The organism is Variovorax sp. (genome assembly GCF_035634955.1).
Classification (GTDB): domain Bacteria; phylum Pseudomonadota; class Gammaproteobacteria; order Burkholderiales; family Burkholderiaceae_C; genus Variovorax.
The window spans coordinates 50,796-69,915 of record NZ_DASQBZ010000029.1; the positions used below are offsets into that span (position 1 = coordinate 50,796).

Here is a 19,120-nt window from a genome sequence, read left to right on the forward strand (position 1 = left end):
TTCGAGCGTTGCCTTCAGCGTCCCAGATAGACTTCGATCACGCGTTCGTCGGACTGCACCTCGTCGAGCGTGCCCTGCGCCAGCACCGAGCCGTCGCACAGCACGGTGACGATCTCCGAGATGGTCTTGATGAAGCTCATGTCGTGCTCGACCACCATCAGCGAATGCTGGCCCTTGAGCTTGAGGAAGAGTTCGGCCGTGCGCGCCGTCTCCTCGTCGGTCATGCCGGCCACCGGTTCGTCGAGCAGCAGCAGTTTCGGGTCCTGCATGAGCAGCATGCCGATCTCCAGCCACTGCTTCTGCCCGTGGCTGAGGTTGCCCGCCATGCGCGAGACGCTGGCGGCCAGGTGGATGGTCTCGATCACGTCGGCCAGCCGGTCGCTCTGCGCCGAGTCGAGCCGGAACAGCATCGACGACTTCACGCCCTTGTCGGTCTTGAGCGCCAGCTCCAGGTTCTCGAACACGGTCAACTGCTCGAATACCGTGGGCTTCTGGAACTTGCGCCCGATGCCCAGCTGGGCGATTTCGGACTCCTTGTGGCGCAGCAGGTCGATGGTGCTGCCGAAATAGACGCTGCCTTCGTCGGGCCGCGTCTTGCCGGTGATGATGTCCATCATCGTGGTCTTGCCGGCGCCGTTCGGGCCGATGATGCAGCGCAGCTCGCCCGGCGCGATGTCCAGGTTGAGCTTGTTGATCGCCTTGAAGCCGTCGAAGCTGACGCTCACGTCCTCCAGGTACAGGATGCGGCCGTGGGCGACGTCCACTTCGCCGGCCGTCACCGGACGGCTGAAGCCGGCCTTGCGGCCGCCCGATTCGGTCTGCGGCTGCAGTTCGGGATGCAGGTGGCGCGCGACGCGCGCGGCGCCGTCGTCCATCAGGTCGGGGGTCATGCGCGGGCTCCCTTCGCATCCTGTGCGAGCGGCGCCATGGCGCTGGGTTCGACGCCCTCCTCCGCCGCCACCGAGCGGCGCGCCGGCGCGGTCTGCGCGGCGGCCGCCGGGGGCTGCGCCTGTCCGTGCTCGGCGGCAGCGCCCGGCGAACGGCGCCTGAACAGCCGCCGGACCAGGCCCACCACGCCGTCGGGCAGGAACAGCGTCACGGCAATGAACAGCGCGCCCAGGAAGTAGAGCCAGAACTCGGGATAGGCCACGGTCAGCCAGCTCTTGGCGCCGTTGACGATGAAGGCGCCGACGATCGGTCCTACCAGCGTCGCGCGGCCGCCCACGGCGGTCCAGATGGCGATCTCGATCGACGCGGCGGCGCTCATCTCGCTCGGGTTGATGATGCCCACCTGCGGCACGTACAGCGCGCCGGCCACGCCGCACATGATGGCCGAGATGACCCAGATGGTGAGCTTGTACGGCAGCGGGTTGTAGCCCGAGAACATGACGCGCGACTCGGCATCTCGGATCGCCTGGAGCACCCGGCCGAACTTGCTGCGCACCAGCCAGCGCGAGAAGAGGAAGAAGCCCAGCAGCACCGCGCCGGTGGTGCCGAACAGCACCATGCGCATCTCCTGCGTGGCGATGGGGATGCCCAGGATGCGCTTGAAATCGGTGAAGCCGTTGTTGCCGCCGAAGCCGGTCTCGTTGCGGAAGAACAGCAGCATGGCGGCGAAGGTCAGCGCCTGCGTGATGATCGAGAAATACACGCCCTTGATGCGCGAGCGAAAGGCGAAGTAGCCGAAGACAAACGCGATCAGCCCTGGCACGGCCACGATCAGCACCAGCATGGCGATGAAGCTGTCGGACAGCATCCAGTGCCAGGGCAGCTCCTTCCAGTCGAGGAACACCATGAAGTCGGGCAGGTCGCTCTTGTAGTTGCCGTCGCGGCCGATCTGGCGCATGAGGTACATGCCCATCATGTAGCCGCCGAGCGCGAAGAACAGGCCATGCCCGAGCGACAGGATGCCGGTGTAGCCCCAGATCAGGTCCATCGCCAGGGCGCAGATGGCGTAGCACATGATCTTGCCCACCAGCGCCACCATGTAGTCGCTCATGTACAGCGGGCTGCCCGCCGGCACCCACAGGTTGAGCACCGGCACCAGCGCGCAGACCGCGACCAGCGCCGCGAGAAAGACGGTCCAGCCCTTGCCCGTGAGCAACGGGCCCTTGGAAGGAAGTTCGGTGCGTGTCATGAAATGTTGGAACTCAGGCCTCGGCACTACGGCCCTTGACGGCGAAGATGCCCTGCGGCCGCTTCTGGATGAACACGATGAGGAACACCAGCACGGCGATCTTGGCCAGCACCGCGCCGGCCCAGCCCTCGATGAACTTGTTGAGGATGCCCAGCCCGAGCGCGGCGTATACGGTGCCGGCCAGCTGCCCCACGCCGCCCATCACGACCACCATGAAGGAGTCGACGATGTAGCTCTGGCCCAGGTCCGGCCCGACGTTGCCGATCTGCGAGAGCGCGCACCCGGCCAGGCCGGCGATGCCGGAGCCCAGCGCGAAGGCGTAGGTGTCGATGCGGGCCGTGTTCACGCCCATGCAGGACGCGATCGGGCGGTTCTGCGTGACGCCGCGCACGAACAGGCCCAGCCGCGTGCGGCCGATCAGCCAGCCCATGGCCAGCAGCACGAGGGCCGCGAAGACGATGATGCAGATGCGGTTCCACGGCAGCGTCAGGTTGTTCATCAACTGCACCCCGCCGCTCATCCAGCCCGGGTTCTCCACGCCCACGTTCTGCGCGCCGAAGAATGTGCGCACCAGCTGCTGCAGCACCAGGCTGATGCCCCAGGTGGCCAGCAGCGTTTCCAGAGGCCGGCCGTAGAGGAACCGGATGACGCCGCGCTCGAGGATGGCGCCGACCAGCGCCGAGGCGCAGAAGGCCACCGGAATGGCCGCCACCAGGTAGAAGCCGAACCAGCTCTCGGGCAGGTAGCTGCGAAACAGCCCCTGCACGACGTAGGTGGCGTAGGCGCCGATCATCATCAGCTCGCCGTGCGCCATGTTGATCACGCCCATCAGGCCGTAGGTGATGGCCAGGCCCAGGGCGGCGAGCAGCAGCACCGAGCCCAGGCTGACGCCGCTGAACACGGCGGCCAGCCGCTCGCCCCAGACCAGCGATGCATCGATGCCGACGATGGCCGACTTGAGCGCCGCCTTGACCTCGGCATCGTCCTCGGACGACAGGCGTTCGTTGAGCAGCAGCTTGGTGCCGGGACTCTTGCTTTCCGACAGCAGCCTGACCGCCTGCAGCCGACGGCCCTTGTCCTGGCTGCTGATGAGCGAGGCGGCCCGCGCCATCTCGAGCCGGGCCTTCACGGCATCGCTCTTCTCCGCCGCCAGCGCCTTCTCGACCAGCGCCAGGCGCGACTCGTCAGGGTCCTTGAACAGAGCGTCTGCCGCCTCGGCACGCACCTGCTCGTCGGGGCTGGTCAGCCGCAGCGCGGCCTGCGCAGCGTCGAGTGCGCTGCGCATGTAGTTGTTGTTGACGACATCCTCGGCCGACTCGGGCACCGGCACCTCGGCGCCGCTGACCGGATCGAAGCCCTTGTCGTCTCGCATGACGATGGCCTTGTCCGCGGTGACCTTCACGGCGTCGTCGGCCACGGCCTGGATGAACGCGATCGTCTTCTCGTCCGCATCCAGCACCGCCTTGTTGAGCGCTTCCACGCGCGCCGCGGAGTCGCCGCTGGCGATGGCCAGCGCCTGTTCGCCAGTCAGCGCATGGGCATTCGCCATCACGCCCACCAGCGCGGCAAGCACCGCCCGCAGCATCCATCGCAACATCAATTCATCCTCGAAATACGCAAGTTGGGCAACCCCGCGGTGCCCCGGGGCAAGCGAAGCGAAGCCTCCTCGGGGGCCGCCGCGGAGCCGGCTTTGCCGGGCCGCAGGCGGAGGTCCTCGAGGGGGATTCGGCTACGCGAAGCGAGCAAGAGGCCGGCGGGTCACATCTTCGTCTTGCCGTCCGGCTCGTCCTTCTTCTTGTCGTTGCCTTCGATGTAGGGGCTCCACGGCTGGGCCTTGACCGGCGCCGGCGTCTTCCACACCACGCTGAACTGGCCGTCGGCCTTCACTTCGCCGATGAACACCGGCTTGTGCAGGTGGTGGTTCTTCTCGTCCATCTTCACGGTGAAGCCGTCCGGCGCCTTGAAGGTCTGGCCGGCCATGGCGGCGACGACCTTGTCGGTGTCGGTGCTCTTGGCCTTCTCGACGGCCTGCTTCCACATGTGCATGCCGATGTAGGTGGCTTCCATCGGGTCGTTGGTCAGCGGTTTGTCGGCCTGGCCGGGCAGCTTCTTGGCCTTGGCGTACTCGCTCCACTGCTTGATCCAGGCCGCGTTGGTCGGGTTCTTGATCGACATGAAGTAGTTCCAGGCGGCCAGGTGGCCCACCAGCGGCTTGGTGTCGACACCGCGCAGCTCTTCCTCGCCGACCGAGAAGGCGACCACCGGCACGTCCTTGGCCTTCAGGCCGGCGTTGCCCAGTTCCTTGTAGAAAGGCACGTTGGAGTCGCCGTTGATGGTGGAGATCACCGCGGTCTTGCCGCCCTGGCTGAACTTCTTGATGTCCGCGACGATGGTCTGGTAGTCGCTGTGGCCGAAGGGGGTGTACTTCTCGTCGATGTCCTTGTCGGCCACGCCCTTGCTCTTGAGGAAGGCGCGCAGGATCTTGTTGGTGGTGCGCGGATAGACGTAGTCGGTGCCCAGCAGCACGAACCGCTTGGCGCCGCCACCTTCCTTGCTCATCAGGTATTCCACCGCGGGAATGGCCTGCTGGTTGGGCGCGGCGCCGGTGTAGAACACGTTCTTCGACAGTTCCTCGCCCTCGTACTGCACCGGGTAGAACAGCAGGCCGTTCATTTCCTCGACCACCGGCAGCACCGATTTGCGCGACACGCTGGTCCAGCAGCCGAAGATCACCGCCACCTTGTCCTGGCCGAGCAGCTGCTTGGTCTTCTCGGCGAACAGCGGCCAGTTGGAAGCCGGATCGACCACGACGGGCTCGAGCTTCTTGCCCATCACGCCGCCCTTGGCGTTGATCTCCTCGATGGTCATCAGCGCCATGTCCTTGAGCGCCGTCTCCGAGATCGCCATCGTGCCCGAGAGCGAATGCAGGATGCCGACCTTGATGGTGTCGGCTGCATGGGCGGCGACGCCCATGGACGCCAGCGCGACCGCGGCGGTCAGCGCCTTGAGAGTGAAACGACGTTGCTGCATGTGTCCTTCTCCGTGGTTGTAAAAAAATGAACCGATGGGAAGGAGTCTGCGCACCAGCGCCTGCGCCGCAAATACGCCCCCTGGCGTACGAATCTGGTGCATGGCCGACTAGAGCATGCCGCTCCCGCGCTGCGGCGGCCGGCCGACGCTTCAGGGTGCCGCCTGGGCGCGCTCCTTGAACGCGCGCTGGGCAAAGGCCCAGATCATGGCGGTCGCGTCCGGCCCACGCGGATCGCTGAAGGGCTGGCTGCCCAGGCCGCCGCTCCATGCGTGGCCTAGCCCTTCGATCTCCGTCAGGCGCACCATCGTGCGGCCCCTGCGGCGAAAGTCGGTCACGCGCGCCGGCCAGCGCTGGCCCCGCTGCAGCGTGCGCGGCGCCAGCGGCCGGGCACCGGTCGCAGTGGCCCAGACGCTGGCCAGATGGGTCGCGTTATCGGCCACGACCACTCGGTCGTCCGTTCCGTGCAGCAGCATCAGCGGCGGCAGCGACGCGAACTGCGCGGCCGCGCCCATGGCCTTGCCCACGGCGCTCGGCAACACGGCGGGCAAGTGGCGCCCGCGCATCGCGCCCATGGCGCCGGTCGCCGAGCCGACGGCACCGGGCGCGACACCGGAATGCGCGGCCACGGCCTGAAAACGCAGCGGATGCCGCGTCGCCAGCAGCACCGCCATGCTCGCGCCGGCGGACAGCCCGGCCAGCACGATTCGGTCGCGGTCGACCGGATAGAGCATCTGCACCTGGTCTAGCGCCGCCATCAACGTGGCAGCTTCGGCCTCCGCCTTGCCCGAGCGCCGCTCGAACCAGTTCCAGCAGCCATGCGCATTGGCGATCCGGTCCTGATCCGGATAGAGCACCAGGAAGCCCTCGCGCGCGGCGAGCCGGTTCATGCGCGTGCTGGTGGCGATCGCCCGGCCGTTCTGACCACAGCCGTGCAGCATGACCACCAGCGGCACGCGTTCTAGAAACGCCAGGCGCAGCCCCGCCGGCCGGAACAGGTGATAGGTGCGCGCCCCGGCGGGCCCCAACGCCACGCCGGGCAGCCAGTCGCCCGGACCCGGCGGCGGCCCGTGCATCTTCTCGCTTGCGCGCCGGACCTGGCCGGCCAACTGCTTGCCGCCCGCCAGCGTGGCGCGCGTCAACGCCTTCAGGTTGCGCTCGTAAACCTTGGCAAGAATCGTGGCGGCGCTGGCGCCCCTGCGCCGGGTTCTACGGACCATGCGTTGTCCAGGTGAATGCCCGGGCATCGGCGAGGCCCAGGGCGCATGCGCAACATAGCAGCTTCCGCGCGCGGACCCGGTCCGGACGGTCAATTGCGCCGCGACTGTGGATGTGGACTATTGCCCGGGCCGCCATGCTGCCAGGCGCCATGCGGCATGGGCACGTCGCGCACGCCACTACCATCTGCAACGGTGAAGAACTACTACGACGTCCTCGGCGTCGATGTTTCGGCATCGGCGCACGAGGTCAAGGAGGCCTTCCGGCGTGCCGCGATGCGCTGGCACCCGGACCGGAACCGGGACAGGCCGCTGGAAGCGGATCGCCATTTCAAGGAGATCGGCGAAGCCTATGCCACGCTGTCCGATCCGGTTCGCCGCGCCCGGCATGACGACGAGCTGCTGAGCTGCGTTCCAGCACAACGCGATGCGCGCGACCCGGGCGGCGAACGCTTCGCCGCCGAACCCGCCGTGCGCGAGCAACCCCTGCATGCCAGGGGCGGGATGGGACTGATCGTGCTGATTCCCGCACTCGTGGTGGCGGTCGCACTGAGCACCGCCATCATGGCGCTGCAGCGGGTCAGGCAGGAAGCGCCACGGGAACCACCCGCCTTGCGGTCGGCCTCCGCCGCGCCGGGGCAGATGGCCACGGCCCGGCAGCATGCTGCGCCGGCTGCCGCGCCTGCACCGGACAGGGAATCGGCCATGGGCCCCGCCCCGCTGCCCGTGCCCGTGACCGCAGACGCGCCGCCGTCCGTCACGCTGCATCATGATGCAGCCACGACTGCCCGCGCGCCAGCGCCCTCGGTGCGCCCGCTTGGCATAGCGATCGCCTCCAAGGTCCGGGCGGCGCCGGCACGGGCGTCCAAAGCTGTCGCACACACGCCATCGGCGACAGGCACGACCGCCGCTGCGGCGCCGGACCTGTTCCGGCCCGAGCCCGTCGTCAGGCGCCACAGCTTCGCGCCGCCACGCACCGACGTTGCCGACAGCGCGCGCGTGCCGGCTCAGTAGACCTCCGGCACCATCATCTGTTCGGGCACCGGCTGGCGTAGGTAGTCGGGATTGCGCACGCGGGCGGGCAACTCGATCGTCGGGTGGTCCACCTCCGCATAGGGCATCTGCTGCAGCAGGTGATGGATGCAGTTCAGCCGCGCCTTCTTCTTGTCCACCGCCTGCACGACCCACCACGGCGCCTCGGGAATGTGGGTGCGCTCGAGCATGATCTCCTTGGCCTTGGTGTATTCCTCCCAGCGGCGGCGACTTTCCAGGTCCATGGGGCTGAGCTTCCATTGCTTGAGCGGATCATGGATGCGGCCGAGGAAACGCATGTGCTGCTCGTCGTCGGTGATCGAGAACCAATACTTGACGAGGCGGATGCCCGAGCGCACCAGCATGCGCTCGAACTCGGGCACGCTGCGAAAGAACTCCTCGTACTGGTCGTCGGTGCAGAAGCCCATCACGCGCTCGACGCCTGCGCGGTTGTACCAGCTGCGATCGAACAGCACCATCTCGCCGGCCGCGGGCAGGTGCGCCACGTAGCGCTGGAAATACCACTGCGTCCGCTCCCGGTCGTTCGGCGCCGGCAACGCGGCGACCCGCACCACGCGAGGGTTGAGCCGCTGCGTGATGCGCTTGATCACGCCGCCCTTGCCGGCCGCGTCGCGCCCCTCGAACAGGATGACCACGCGCTCGCCGGTGCTCTGCACCCAGTCCTGGAGCTTGACGAGTTCGCCCTGCAGGCGGAACAGCTCGCGGAAATAGGTGCGGCGCGCAGCCTTGTCCTCCCCACCGATCACCTGGCCTTCGGCGTCGAACTCACGGTCCTCGAATTCCAGTTCGAGTTCTTCGTCGTAGCTGTCGATCAGGTCGTGCGCAATGCGCTCAAGTACGTCTGGGCGGTCGGTCGGCAGGCTCGGGAGGGTCATGGCGGGCAATCCGGCGTAGGCGGCGTGGCAATGGCGGTGGTGCCATCATGTTTCAATGCCGTGACCCGTCCGTGACAGGGCGTGTCGCCGCTGCGTGTCGGACGGCGGGTGCCGAATCCGCCGCACAATCGGACGCCATGAGCAAGATCACGATCTACCACAACCCGGCCTGCAGCAACTCCCGGGGCGCGCTGGCGCTGCTGCGCGAACGCGGCTTCGAGCCGCAGGTCGTCGAGTACCTCGCGACGCCGCCGGACCGGCAGACGCTGGTGTCGCTGGTCAAGGGCACCGGCCTGCCGGTGCGCGCGCTGATGCGCAGCAAGGAGGCCGCGTTCGAGGCGGCGGGCCTGGCGGATCCGAGCCTCAGCGACGACCAGTTGATCGACGCCATGCTCGCGCACCCGATCCTGATCAACCGGCCGATCGTGGTGACGCCGCTGGGCACGCGCCTTTGCCGACCGCCCCAGACGCTGCTCGAGATCCTGCCGGACCCGGCGCCTGCCGCCTAGGCAGGCAACCGCTTCAGAGGAACGACGCCTCGGGCGGCGCGGCGCTGGCCTTGGCGCCCACATCGCCGCACTGGGCGCGGTGCCGCAGCGCATGCTCCATCACCACCAATGCGAGCATTGCCTCGGCGATGGGGGTGGCGCGGATGCCCACGCACGGGTCGTGGCGCCCCTTGGTGACCACCTCGACCGGATTGCCGTCGATGTCGATCGACTGGCGCGGCGTGATGATGGAACTGGTCGGCTTGATGGCCAGGCTCACTTCGAGGTCCTGCCCGCTACTGATGCCGCCGAGCACGCCACCGGCGTTGTTGCTGGCGAAGCCGGACGGCGTCATCGAGTCGCCGTGGGTGCTGCCGCGCTGCGCCACGCTGGCGAAACCGGCGCCGATCTCGACTCCCTTGACGGCGTTGATGCCCATCATCGCGTGCGCGATGTCGGCGTCCAGCCGGTCGAACAGCGGCTCGCCCAGCCCCGCCGGCACCTTCTGCGCGGTGACCCGCAGGCGTGCGCCGCAGGAGTCGCCGGACTTGCGCAGCGCATCCATGTAGGCCTCCAGTGCGGACACGTCGGCCACCGGGGCGAAGAACGGGTTGTTCGGCACGTGGTCCCAGCTTTCGAAGGCGATCGGCATGTCGCCGATCTGCGTCATGCACCCGCGGAACTGCATGCCGAAACGCTCGGCGAGCCATTTCTTGGCGACGGCACCGGCGGCGACCATGGGCGCGGTCAGCCGCGCGGACGAACGGCCGCCGCCGCGCGGGTCGCGGATGCCGTACTTCGTCCAATAGGTGTAATCCGCGTGGCCCGGCCGGAACTGGCGGGCAATCGCGCCGTAGTCCTTGCTGCGCTGGTCGGTGTTTTGGATCAGCAGCGCGATGGGCGTGCCGGTGGTGCGCCCCTCGTACACGCCGCTCAGGATCTGCACCTGGTCGGCCTCGTTGCGCTGGGTGACGTGGCGGCTGGTGCCCGGGCGCCGGCGGTCCAGGTCGGGCTGGATGTCCGCCTCGGACAGCGCCATGCCCGGCGGGCAGCCGTCGATGACGCAGCCGATCGCCGGTCCGTGCGACTCGCCGAAGTTCGTCACCGCGAAAAGAGTACCCAATGTGTTGCCGCTCATGGGCGGGATTATCGCGTCTGCCGAATGGCGTATGGACGCAGCGCGACCCGCGTCGTAGCGTACGTGCTGTTACAGGACATACAAAATGCAGCCGCACCTCGAGATCCGCCATGTCGCAACCGACGTCTTCACCTACAGCGTGCACGCCGGCCGGGGACCGGCCTCGTGGATCGAGGATCCGATGGATTCGCTGGCGCGGTGCCTCAACGATGCGGGCGACTCGCTGGAGGGGTACTTCCGCGAAGTGCGCGTCAGCCTCGACGGCCACGACCTCGGCAGCTACGCGGTCGAGCGCCTGACCCGCCACACGGACGACCTGGCGCTCGAGCTCATCGGAAGGGCCGGCCCCGCCGTTGCTCAAGCCGCCGGCACGACCGCGGCCGCCAGCTTCACTTGACGCGCTGCTTTTCCAGCTTTCGCGCCAGCGTGCGCCGGTGCATGCCCAGGCGACGGGCCGTCTCGGAGATGTTGAAGCCGGTTTCGGCCAGCGTCTCGTGGATGCGCTCCCATTCCAGCGTCTTGATCGATGTGGGCCGGTTCGTCAGGCTGACCTCGGTGGTGCCCTCGGCGCGGCTGAAGGCGGCCTCGATGTCGTCGGTGTTGGAGGGCTTGGCCAGGTAGTGGCAGGCGCCGAGCTTGATCGCCTCGACCGCGGTGGCGATGCTGGCGAACCCGGTGAGCACGACGATCAGCATCGACTCGTCGTGCGCGTTGAGGGCCTGCACGCAGGCCAGCCCGGACGCCTCGCCGTTGAGCTTGAGGTCGACGACCGCGTAACCGGGCGAGCACTGCGCCAGGCGCTCGCGCATCTCGTCCAGCGTGGCGGCCAGGGCCACGGTGTAGCCGCGACGCTCGAACGACCGCTTCAGGGTGCGCGCGAAGGCGGCGTCATCCTCCACGATCAGCAGGTGACGCTGCTCCTGCTCGGCCGTGGATCCATCTTCAGTCGTCGTCATCTTCCAGTTGCTCGTCTTCTTCCTCTTGCAGCACCAGCGCGGCCAGGGGCAGGTTGATCGTCACCAGCGCCCCGCCCTCGGTCTTGTTGCGCGCCTGCACGCCGCCGCCGAGGGTTCGCGCCACGTTCGTCACCAGGAACAGGCCGAGCCCGGCGCCCGGCCGGCCCTTGGTCGACTGGTAGGGCTTGCCGAGCTGGGCAAGGATTCTCGGCGCGAAGCCGGGGCCGGCGTCGGTGCAGGTCAGCACGAGGTCGTGCCCGTGCCGGGTCACCTCGAACATGAGCCAGTGGGGCGAGGCTTCAAGTGCATTGTCCAACACGTTGTGGATCATCTGCTTGATGGCCGCGTCGGACACGATCGGCAGGTCGTGGCCGAAGCGATTCTCGTAGACGAAGGCCTTCACCGGCCGGGTGGCGCGCCATTGGGCCACCACCTGGTTGAAGAACGTGACCACCGTCGTGCGCTCGGACGATTCGCCGCGCGCCTCGCCGGCCGACAGCAGGATGCCGCTGAGAATGGCCTTGCAGCGCTGCACCTGGGCCTCCATTTCCGAGACCTCCGCCCGAATGTCCTCGTCCGCCTTGACCAGCGGCATGTGCTGCCAGTCGTTGAGGATCACCGACATGGTGGCCAGCGGCGTGCCCAGCTCATGCGCGGCGCCCGAGGCCAGCAGGCCCATTCGCACGATGTGCTCCTCCTCGGCGTCCCGTTGTCGCAATTCGGCCAGGCGCGTGTCTCGTCGGCGCAGGTTGCGGTTGATGCGTGTGATGAAGATGACCAGCAGCGACGCAATGAGCGCAAAACACACCAGCAGTCCGAGCATGTAGGGGCTCGACAATGCCTGGCCCGGCCCCGCCGGCAGGTGCAGCGGCGGCGCCGACAGCGCCAGCATGGCGAAGCAGGCGGTGGTGACGCCGACCATGGTCCAGGTCGACCAGGCGTCGAGCAGCACGGCACCCAGGATCACCTGCAGCAGGAACACGAAGACGAAGGGGTTGGTGGCTCCACCGCTCAGGTAGAGCTGCGCCGTGAGCATGCCCACGTCAACCAGCAGCGCGATGAACAGTTCGGCATTGGTCACCACGTGGTGGGCGCGCCAGCGCAGCTGGCTTGCGGCATTGAACGCCGCCAGGCAGGCGAGCACCACGAGCATCTGGTGCAGTGGAAGCGAAATGCCCAGGCCGTAGTGAACGGCCAGGATGGTCATGACCTGCCCGACGACGGCGATCCAGCGCAGTTGGATCAACTGCTGCATGTTGCGCATGCCGGTGGCGACCTGCAGTCGCCCACCCTGCGCCGCGCCGGTCGGCAGGTGCGGGACGGCGGCGCCGCCCACGGGCGCATCGGTCGCGGGTGGCGCAGGAACTGCCGGGACGGCAGTGGAATTCGGACTCTCCATCCCCCGAGTCTGCCTGCAGTCGCGCGCGGCGCCTGTGAAGGGGCCGCGGGCGAGTCAGCCGCGGCGTCCGCGTCCGGCCTGGCGCCGGCGGTCCAGCAGCAGCCACCACAAGGCGGCACCCGCGCCCAGGGCCAGCGCAAACCAGGTCAACGCGTAGACCAGGTGGCTGTTGCGGAACCGGATGACGGTCAGGCCGCTTTCAGGCTGGGCGGGCGCGGCGTCGGCCTGCGCGCCGGCGTCTACGAAGAACGGTGCCACCGGCCCGATCGAGGACAGGCCCCGCGCCGCCGAAATGGCGGCGACGTCGCGCGAGTACCAGCGGTTGGCGCTCGCGTCGTTGCGGCGAAGAAACCCGCCGGCCGGTTCGCTCAGCCGGAGCAAGCCCGTCAGTTGCACATTGCCGGCCGGCTCGCCCGCGGCGCGCGCGGCCCGGTCGCGCAGCCCGGGCGGCACGAAGCCCCGGTTCACCAGGACGATGCTGCCGTCGGGCTGCACGAGCGGCGTCAGTACCCAGAAGCCGGCGCCGCGCTCGGACAGCGCCTGCACCAGCGTTTCGCGGTCGTGGAGGAAATGGCCGCGCAGTGCTACGCGGCGGTATTCGGAGGCCGCCGCGTCGAAGCGGGGCCACGCCTGGACATCCGGCACCGGGACCGGCGCGGCATGCACGCGCGCGTCGACACGGGCGATCAGGTCGAGCTTCCACGCGCGGCGCTCGACCTGCCAGATGCCCAGCGCGACGAATCCGGCGCAGGCCAGCAGCAGGAAGACGCCGAGAACGGCCAGGCGGCCGTTGCGGCGCGAGCCGCCCTGCCCCGGCTGCTCGCTCGCGGTCAAGGCGCGATGCGCGCCTCGCCGGGCGTGATCATGCCCGGCATCATGTTGTGGTTGAGGTGGTACATCACCCACAGCGATCCGGTCAGCGTGATCACCACCAGCACCAGCGTGAAGATCAGCGCCAGCATGTTCCAGCCACCTTCTGACTTGGCGTCCATGTGCAGGAAGTAGATCATGTGCACCACGATCTGCACGGCGCCCAGGGCGAGGATGACCATGGCGGTGGTGCTCGACTTGTCGAACACCTTGCCCATCACCAGTGCAAACGGGATGGCGGTGAGGATGACCGACAGGATGAAGCCGGTCATGTAGCCGCGGAAGGTGGCGTGCATGCCGCTGTCGCCATGCTCGTCGTCGTGGCCATGGTGGCCGTCGTGGCCATGTGCGTGTGGGTCGTTGACGTGTCCGCTCATGGCAGAACTCCCATCAGGTAGACGAAGGTGAAGACGCCGATCCAGACCACGTCCAGAAAGTGCCAGAACATCGACAGGCACATCAGCCGGCGGCGGTTGGCCGGGATCAGGCCGTACTTGCTGACCTGCACCATCAGCGTGATGAGCCAGACCATGCCGAACGTGACGTGCAGGCCGTGGGTGCCGACCAGCGTGAAGAAGGACGACAGGAACGCGCTGCGCTGCGGGCCCGCGCCCTCGTGGATGAGGTGCGCGAATTCGTACAGCTCGATGCCCAGGAATGCGGCACCGAACAGGCCGGTGATGAACAGCCACATCAGCACGGCGCCCTTGCGGCGCCGCTGCATCTCCAGCATGGCGAAGCCGTAGGTGATGGACGACAGCAGCAGCATGGCCGTGTTGACGGCCACCAGCGGCAGCTCGAACAGTTCCGCGCCCGACGGGCCGGCCGCATAGCTGCGGCCGAGCACGCCGTAGCAGGCGAACAGCACGGCGAAGATGAGGCAGTCGCTCATCAGGTAGAGCCAGAACCCGAGCAGCGTGCCGTTCTCGGGATGATGCTCGTGCGTCAGGTAGAAGTGGTTGGCAGAGCCGCCGTGGGCTGCTGCCGCGCCGGTGGCGGCGGGATGAAGGGAAAGATCAGACATGGGCAGCCGCCAGCGCACGGGTACGCGCTTCTTCCGTACGCGTGACTTCGTCCGCGGGGATGTGATAGTCGCGCTTGTAGTTGAAGGTATGGATCAGGGTCGCGATGATGGTCGCCGCGAAGCCGATCACCACCACGCCCCAGGCCTGCCAGATCAGGCCGAAGCCGGTCAGGGCCGCCAGCCCGGCGATGATGAAGCCGGCCGCCGTGTTCTTCGGCATGTGGATCGGGATGAACCCGCCGGTGGGCCGCGCGTAGTGGCGGTTCTTCATGTCGTACCAGGCGTCGCGATCGTGCACGATGGGCGTGAACGCGAAGTTGTAGTCCGGCGGCGGCGAAGAGGTCGACCATTCCAGGGTACGGCCGTTCCACGGATCGCCCGTGGTGTCACGCAGCTGGTCGCGGCGGATAACGCTGACCACCAGTTGGATCAGGAAGCAACCGATACCGGCGGCGATCAGCAGCGCGCCCAGGGCGGCGGCAATGAACCAGGGTTGCAGCGAGCCGTCCTCGAAGTGGCTGACCCGGCGGGTCACGCCCATCAGGCCGAGCACGTACAGCGGCATGAAGGCCAAGTAGAAGCCCACCACCCAGAACCAGAACGACAGCTTGCCCCAGAACTCGTCGAGCTTGTAGCCGAAGGCCTTGGGGAACCAGAAGTTGATGCCCGCGAGCAGGCCGAACAGCACGCCGCCGATGATCACGTTGTGGAAGTGCGCGATCAGGAACAGGCTGTTGTGCAGCACGAAGTCGGCCGGCGGCACCGCCAGCAGCACGCCCGTCATGCCGCCGATGACGAAGGTCAGCATGAACGCCACGGTCCACATCATCGGCAGTTCGAACCGGATGCGGCCCTTGTACATGGTGAAGAGCCAGTTGAAGATCTTCGCCCCCGTCGGGATCGAGATGATCATCGTCGTGATGCCGAAGAAGCTGTTGACGCTGGCGCCCGACCCCATCGTGAAGAAGTGGTGCAGCCACACCAGATACGACAGGATGGTGATCACCACCGTGGCGTAGACCATCGAGGTGTAGCCGAACAGCCGCTTGCCACAGAACGTGGAGACGATCTCGGAGTAGATGCCGAACACCGGCAGGATCAGGATGTACACCTCGGGGTGGCCCCAGATCCAGATCAGGTTCACGTACATCATGGCGTTGCCGCCAAGGTCGTTGGTGAAGAAGTTGGTGCCGACGTAGCGGTCGAGCGACAGCAGTGCCAGCACCGCGGTGAGCACCGGGAAGGCAGCGACGATCAGCACGTTGGTGCACAGCGCGGTCCAGGTGAACACCGGCATCTTCATGAGGGCCATGCCCGGCGCGCGCATCTTGACGATGGTGGCGATCAGGTTGACCCCGGACAGCAGTGTGCCGACCCCGGCGATCTGCAGGGCCCAGATGTAGTAGTCGACCCCGACGTCCGGACTGTGCAGGATGCCCGACAGCGGCGGATAGGCCAGCCAGCCGGTCTTGGCGAACTCGCCGACGAACAGCGAGGCCATGACCAGCACGGCGCCGAAGGTGGTCATCCAGAAGCTGAAGTTGTTCAGGAACGGGAAGGCCACGTCGCGCGCGCCGATCTGCAGCGGCACCACGTAGTTCATGAACCCGGTCACCAGCGGCATGGCCACGAAGAAGATCATGATGACGCCGTGGGCGGTGAAGACCTGGTCGTAGTGGTGCGGCGGCAGGTACCCCATGTTGTCGCCGAAGGCGATGGCCTGCTGTCCCCGCATCATCAGCGCGTCGGCGAAGCCGCGCAGCAGCATGATGATGCCCAGGACGATGTACATGATGCCGATCTTCTTGTGGTCGATGCTGGTGATCCAGTCATGCCACAGGGTGCCCCACCACTTCATGTAGGTGATCAGGCCCAGCACGGCGATGCCACCCAGGCACACGCCGATGAAGGTGATCAGCAGGATGGGTTCGTGGTAGGGAATCGCTTCCCAGCTGAGGCGGCCCAGGAAGAGCCGCGCGAGGTCGAGGTGTTCGAGCATCTTTATTGACGAAGGGTCGGAGCGGTGGACGACGCGGCCGCCAGCACGGGGGCCGGGTCGATCGAGCCGTCGGTGCGGCACAGTCCGACCACGACCGGTCGCTGCGGGGAATTGGGGTCGAGCGGACGCAGGGCCCGCTTCTCCACGTCATAGACGCTGGGAAGACCCAGGCCGCCTTGCGCGTCGATCGCCATCATCTGGTGCATGCACATCCTGTTGGCCTCGACGCAGCGGTTGAGGATGGCGTCGTACAGGCCGGGCGACACGTTCGCCCAGCGGCGCACCGGTTCGCGTTCGCTGGGCACCTCGAGCTTGAGGTAGCCGGCGCGGTCGAGCGTGCTTCCGCTGTCCTTGGCCTGCTGGACCCACTTGTCGAAATCGGCGTCGGACACGCCGTGGAAGGTGAAGCGCATGTGCGAGAAGCCCGCACCGCTGTAGTTGGCCGAGAAGCCCTCGTACGACCCAGGCTGGTTGATGACCGCGTGCAGCTTGGTCTCCATCGACGGCATGGCGTAGATCATGCCGGCCAGCGCCGGCACGTAGAAGGAGTTCATCACGCTCGAGGCGGTGATCTTGAAGCGGATCGGCCGGTCGACCGGCGCGGCCACGTCGTTGACCGTGGCGATGCCCTGCTCGGGATAGATGAACAGCCACTTCCAGTCGAGCGCGACCACTTCGATCTCGAGCGGCTTGGTGCCCTCGGGCACCGCGCGCTGCGCGTCGATGCGGCGCAGGTCGCGGTACGGATCAAGCGTGTGGGTGCTGATCCAGGTCACGGCGCCCAGCGCGATGATGATCAGCAGCGGCGCCGCCCAGATGGCCAGCTCGAGCTGGGTGGAATGGTCCCACTCGGGCGAGTACTCGGCCTGGCGGTTCGCGGCGCGGTACTTCCAGGCGAAGAACACCGTCAGCGCCATCACCGGGATGATGATGACGAGCATGAGCAGCGTGGACACCACGATGAGCCGGCCCTGCTGCATGGCGATGTCGCCGGAGGGGTTGAGCAGGACGGTCCCGCAGCCGCCCAGCAGGAGCAGCGGCGCCAACAGGAGCAGCCGACGAAGTTTGTGGAGGTGTGCCATGCCGAAAGGAGGGAGTGCGAATTTTGCGCAAAGACCCGACAATCTAGAACTTTTAGGCCCCTTCGGGGAGTGGACGTTTTGTCCTATGGCGGACATCGTGCCTTGGTGCGATGCTCGCGGTGTTTCATAGGCACCTTCCGCCGGGTTCCTTCTCCATACAGCACCGAAGATGTCGAGCACTCACCTGCCCACCGCCGATTCCGAAACTCCCGCCGAGCGGGCCCGCGAACTCCAGCAGATCCACGAGGAGCGCTCACACGTCACGCCCGGCGAGATCGCCGTGGGTGTGGTCATCGGCCGCGCATCGGAATATTTCGACTTCTTCGTCTACGGCATCGCCTCGGTGCTGGTGTTCCCGAAGCTGTTCTTTCCCTTCGAGGAGCCGCTCGAAGCGGTGCTCTGGTCGTTCCTGATCTTCTCGTTCGCCTTCATCGCACGGCCGATCGGCACGATTATCTCCATGAAGATCCAGAGCCGGTTCAACCGCGAGGTGAAGCTCACCATCGCGCTGTTCCTGCTGGGCATCTCCACCGTAAGCATGGGCTTCCTGCCCGGCTACGAGACCGCAGGCTTCGCCGTCATCGTCATTCTTTCGCTGCTGCGCGTCGGCCAGGGGCTGGCGTTGGGCGGCTCCTGGGACGGCCTGCCCTCTCTCCTCGCGATGAACGCACCGCCGAACAAGCGCGGCTGGTACGCCATGATCGGCCAGTTGGGCGCACCGCTGGGCTTCGTGCTGGCGAGCGGCCTGTTCGCGTATCTCTACGTCAGCCTCTCGTCCGAGGATTTCCTGAGCTTCGGATGGCGTTACACATTTTTCGTCGCATTTGCAATTAATGTGGTCGCGCTGTTTGCCCGCCTGCGCCTGGTGGCGACGGACGAATACCGCCACATGCTCGAAGACCGCGAACTGGCGCCGGTCAGCGTCACCGAACTGACGCGCACGCAGGGCCACAACATCCTGATCGGCGCCTTCGCGGCGCTGGCGAGCTATGCGCTGTTCCACCTGATCACGGTGTTCCCGCTGTCCTGGATCCAGCTGCATTCGCCGGAGCTTCTGGCGCGCTTCCTGGTCGTGCAGGTGATCGGCGCGTTCCTGTGCGGCGGCGGTGTGGTCGTGTCCGGCCTGATCGCCGACAAGCTCGGCCGCCGCAACACGCTGGGCTCGCTGGCCATCGCCATCGCGGTTTTCAGCGGCTTCGCCCCCACCCTGCTGGGCAGCGAGAGCGGCTACCTGGGCAAGGACGTGTTCCTGCTGGTGGGCTTCATCCTGCTGGGCCTGTCGTACGGCCAGGCGGCCGGCGCGGTGACGGCGAACTTCGCGGTGCGCTATCGGTACATGGGCGCGGCCCTGACGGCCGACATCGCCTGGCTGATCGGCGCGGCTTTCGCCCCGCTGGTGGCCCTGGGCCTGTCCTCGCACTTCGGCCTCGCCTACGTGAGCGTCTACCTGCTCTCCGGTGCGGTCTGCACCCTGGTGGCGCTGCGGGTGAACCGCGCTCTGACGGCTCGGGACGAGTAGCCTTCTTTTCATTTTGAGGTTGCGCGCCGCTGCGGCGGCGGGCGGCGTGTGCCGGGGGCCTTCACTGTGTCGGCCCCCGACACACGCCGCCCACCGCCGCAGGACACGTCGCGTCGCACCACGGTTTTCCTTGCCCCAGGCTCGGTCGCCGCGGGGCACCCGCCCGCCGTCCGGCTAGACCGATCACGTCGCCTCAATCGCAACAGCCCTCCCGAGCAACCGAAGGCCGCACGGCTTGCACGCCACGCCGCCCGGCCTGCGCTGTCCGTCGGCGGCCGCCTCTGTGCCGCCGAGGAGCGCAGTGAAGCCGGCCTGCGCGCACAGGTGTGCGCGCT

General features: G+C 67.4%; 18 protein-coding genes. 4 read left to right on the forward strand and 14 right to left on the reverse strand.

Annotated features, from left to right (window positions below):
• Positions 1 to 14: 14 nt before the first annotated feature.
• The 5 genes from urtD to VES41_RS19800 all read right to left on the reverse strand — a co-directional run bounded on the left by urtD (position 15) and on the right by VES41_RS19800 (position 6,385).
• The gene (urtD, locus tag VES41_RS19780; protein WP_324820569.1) at positions 15 to 890 is read right to left on the reverse strand and encodes an urea ABC transporter ATP-binding protein UrtD; all 876 of its coding nucleotides are present in this window, start codon (positions 888 to 890) and stop codon (positions 15 to 17) included.
• Complete coding sequence (urtC, locus tag VES41_RS19785; protein WP_324820571.1) at positions 887 to 2,137, reverse strand: urea ABC transporter permease subunit UrtC; 1,251 nt, start codon at positions 2,135 to 2,137, stop codon at positions 887 to 889. The genes urtD and urtC overlap by 4 nt, the downstream gene beginning before the upstream one ends.
• A gap of 13 nt (positions 2,138 to 2,150) precedes the next feature.
• A complete protein-coding gene (urtB, locus tag VES41_RS19790) occupies positions 2,151 to 3,734 on the reverse strand; it encodes an urea ABC transporter permease subunit UrtB (protein WP_324820573.1) in 1,584 nt (527 codons plus the stop codon).
• Between the two features lie 161 nt (positions 3,735 to 3,895).
• On the reverse strand, positions 3,896 to 5,167 hold the full coding sequence (gene urtA, locus VES41_RS19795) for an urea ABC transporter substrate-binding protein (RefSeq protein ID WP_324820575.1): 1,272 nt from the start codon (positions 5,165 to 5,167) through the stop codon (positions 3,896 to 3,898).
• Positions 5,168 to 5,317: 150 nt separating this feature from the next.
• Positions 5,318 to 6,385 carry an alpha/beta hydrolase family esterase gene (locus VES41_RS19800; protein WP_324820577.1) on the reverse strand — a complete coding sequence of 356 codons (1,068 nt, stop codon included), beginning with the start codon at positions 6,383 to 6,385 and terminating at the stop codon, positions 5,318 to 5,320.
• Between the two features lie 156 nt (positions 6,386 to 6,541).
• On the opposite strand from VES41_RS19800, the gene VES41_RS19805 reads away from it, so the two are divergent.
• Positions 6,542 to 7,396, forward strand: a complete 855-nt coding sequence (locus VES41_RS19805) for a J domain-containing protein (RefSeq protein ID WP_324820579.1) — start codon at positions 6,542 to 6,544, stop codon at positions 7,394 to 7,396.
• Here the strand turns inward: VES41_RS19805 and ppk2 are convergent.
• Entirely contained in the window at positions 7,390 to 8,310 is a 921-nt protein-coding gene (gene ppk2 / locus VES41_RS19810; RefSeq protein WP_324820581.1) for a polyphosphate kinase 2, read from the reverse strand. The two genes, VES41_RS19805 and ppk2, sit on opposite strands and share 7 nt — an antisense overlap.
• A 137-nt stretch (positions 8,311 to 8,447) precedes the next feature.
• Here ppk2 and arsC point away from each other — a divergent pair, with 137 nt between their 5' ends.
• A complete protein-coding gene (gene arsC, locus VES41_RS19815) occupies positions 8,448 to 8,819 on the forward strand; it encodes an arsenate reductase (glutaredoxin) (RefSeq protein WP_324820583.1) in 372 nt (123 codons plus the stop codon).
• 13 nt (positions 8,820 to 8,832) lie between these two features.
• Here the strand turns inward: arsC and aroC are convergent, their stop codons facing one another.
• Complete coding sequence (gene aroC / locus VES41_RS19820) at positions 8,833 to 9,936, reverse strand: chorismate synthase (RefSeq protein WP_324820585.1); 1,104 nt, start codon at positions 9,934 to 9,936, stop codon at positions 8,833 to 8,835.
• Positions 9,937 to 10,021: 85 nt separating this feature from the next.
• Here aroC and VES41_RS19825 point away from each other — a divergent pair, with 85 nt between their 5' ends.
• Complete coding sequence (locus VES41_RS19825) at positions 10,022 to 10,333, forward strand: hypothetical protein (protein ID WP_324820587.1); 312 nt, start codon at positions 10,022 to 10,024, stop codon at positions 10,331 to 10,333.
• Here the strand turns inward: VES41_RS19825 and VES41_RS19830 are convergent.
• Genes VES41_RS19830 through cyoA form a run of 7 tightly spaced genes read right to left on the reverse strand, consistent with a single transcriptional unit; the run spans position 10,326 to position 17,266 of the window.
• Entirely contained in the window at positions 10,326 to 10,892 is a 567-nt protein-coding gene (locus tag VES41_RS19830; RefSeq protein ID WP_324820589.1) for a response regulator transcription factor, read from the reverse strand. The two genes, VES41_RS19825 and VES41_RS19830, sit on opposite strands and share 8 nt — an antisense overlap.
• On the reverse strand, positions 10,879 to 12,291 hold the full coding sequence (locus tag VES41_RS19835; RefSeq protein WP_414719191.1) for an ATP-binding protein: 1,413 nt from the start codon (positions 12,289 to 12,291) through the stop codon (positions 10,879 to 10,881). The genes VES41_RS19830 and VES41_RS19835 overlap by 14 nt, the downstream gene beginning before the upstream one ends.
• A 54-nt stretch (positions 12,292 to 12,345) precedes the next feature.
• The gene (locus VES41_RS19840) at positions 12,346 to 13,125 is read right to left on the reverse strand and encodes an SURF1 family protein (protein ID WP_414719192.1); all 780 of its coding nucleotides are present in this window, start codon (positions 13,123 to 13,125) and stop codon (positions 12,346 to 12,348) included.
• Entirely contained in the window at positions 13,122 to 13,538 is a 417-nt protein-coding gene (gene cyoD, locus VES41_RS19845; protein WP_324820591.1) for a cytochrome o ubiquinol oxidase subunit IV, read from the reverse strand. The genes VES41_RS19840 and cyoD overlap by 4 nt, the downstream gene beginning before the upstream one ends.
• On the reverse strand, positions 13,535 to 14,185 hold the full coding sequence (cyoC, locus tag VES41_RS19850; RefSeq protein ID WP_324820593.1) for a cytochrome o ubiquinol oxidase subunit III: 651 nt from the start codon (positions 14,183 to 14,185) through the stop codon (positions 13,535 to 13,537). The genes cyoD and cyoC overlap by 4 nt, the downstream gene beginning before the upstream one ends.
• Positions 14,178 to 16,184: a cytochrome o ubiquinol oxidase subunit I gene (gene cyoB, locus VES41_RS19855; RefSeq protein WP_324820595.1), complete on the reverse strand. Its 2,007-nt coding sequence runs from the start codon at positions 16,182 to 16,184 to the stop codon at positions 14,178 to 14,180. The genes cyoC and cyoB overlap by 8 nt, the downstream gene beginning before the upstream one ends.
• Before the next feature lie 2 nt (positions 16,185 to 16,186).
• On the reverse strand, positions 16,187 to 17,266 hold the full coding sequence (gene cyoA / locus VES41_RS19860) for a ubiquinol oxidase subunit II (RefSeq protein ID WP_324820597.1): 1,080 nt from the start codon (positions 17,264 to 17,266) through the stop codon (positions 16,187 to 16,189).
• A gap of 169 nt (positions 17,267 to 17,435) precedes the next feature.
• Here cyoA and VES41_RS19865 point away from each other — a divergent pair, with 169 nt between their 5' ends.
• On the forward strand, positions 17,436 to 18,785 hold the full coding sequence (locus tag VES41_RS19865) for an MFS transporter (protein WP_324820599.1): 1,350 nt from the start codon (positions 17,436 to 17,438) through the stop codon (positions 18,783 to 18,785).
• The last annotated feature ends 335 nt before the right edge of the window (positions 18,786 to 19,120 follow it).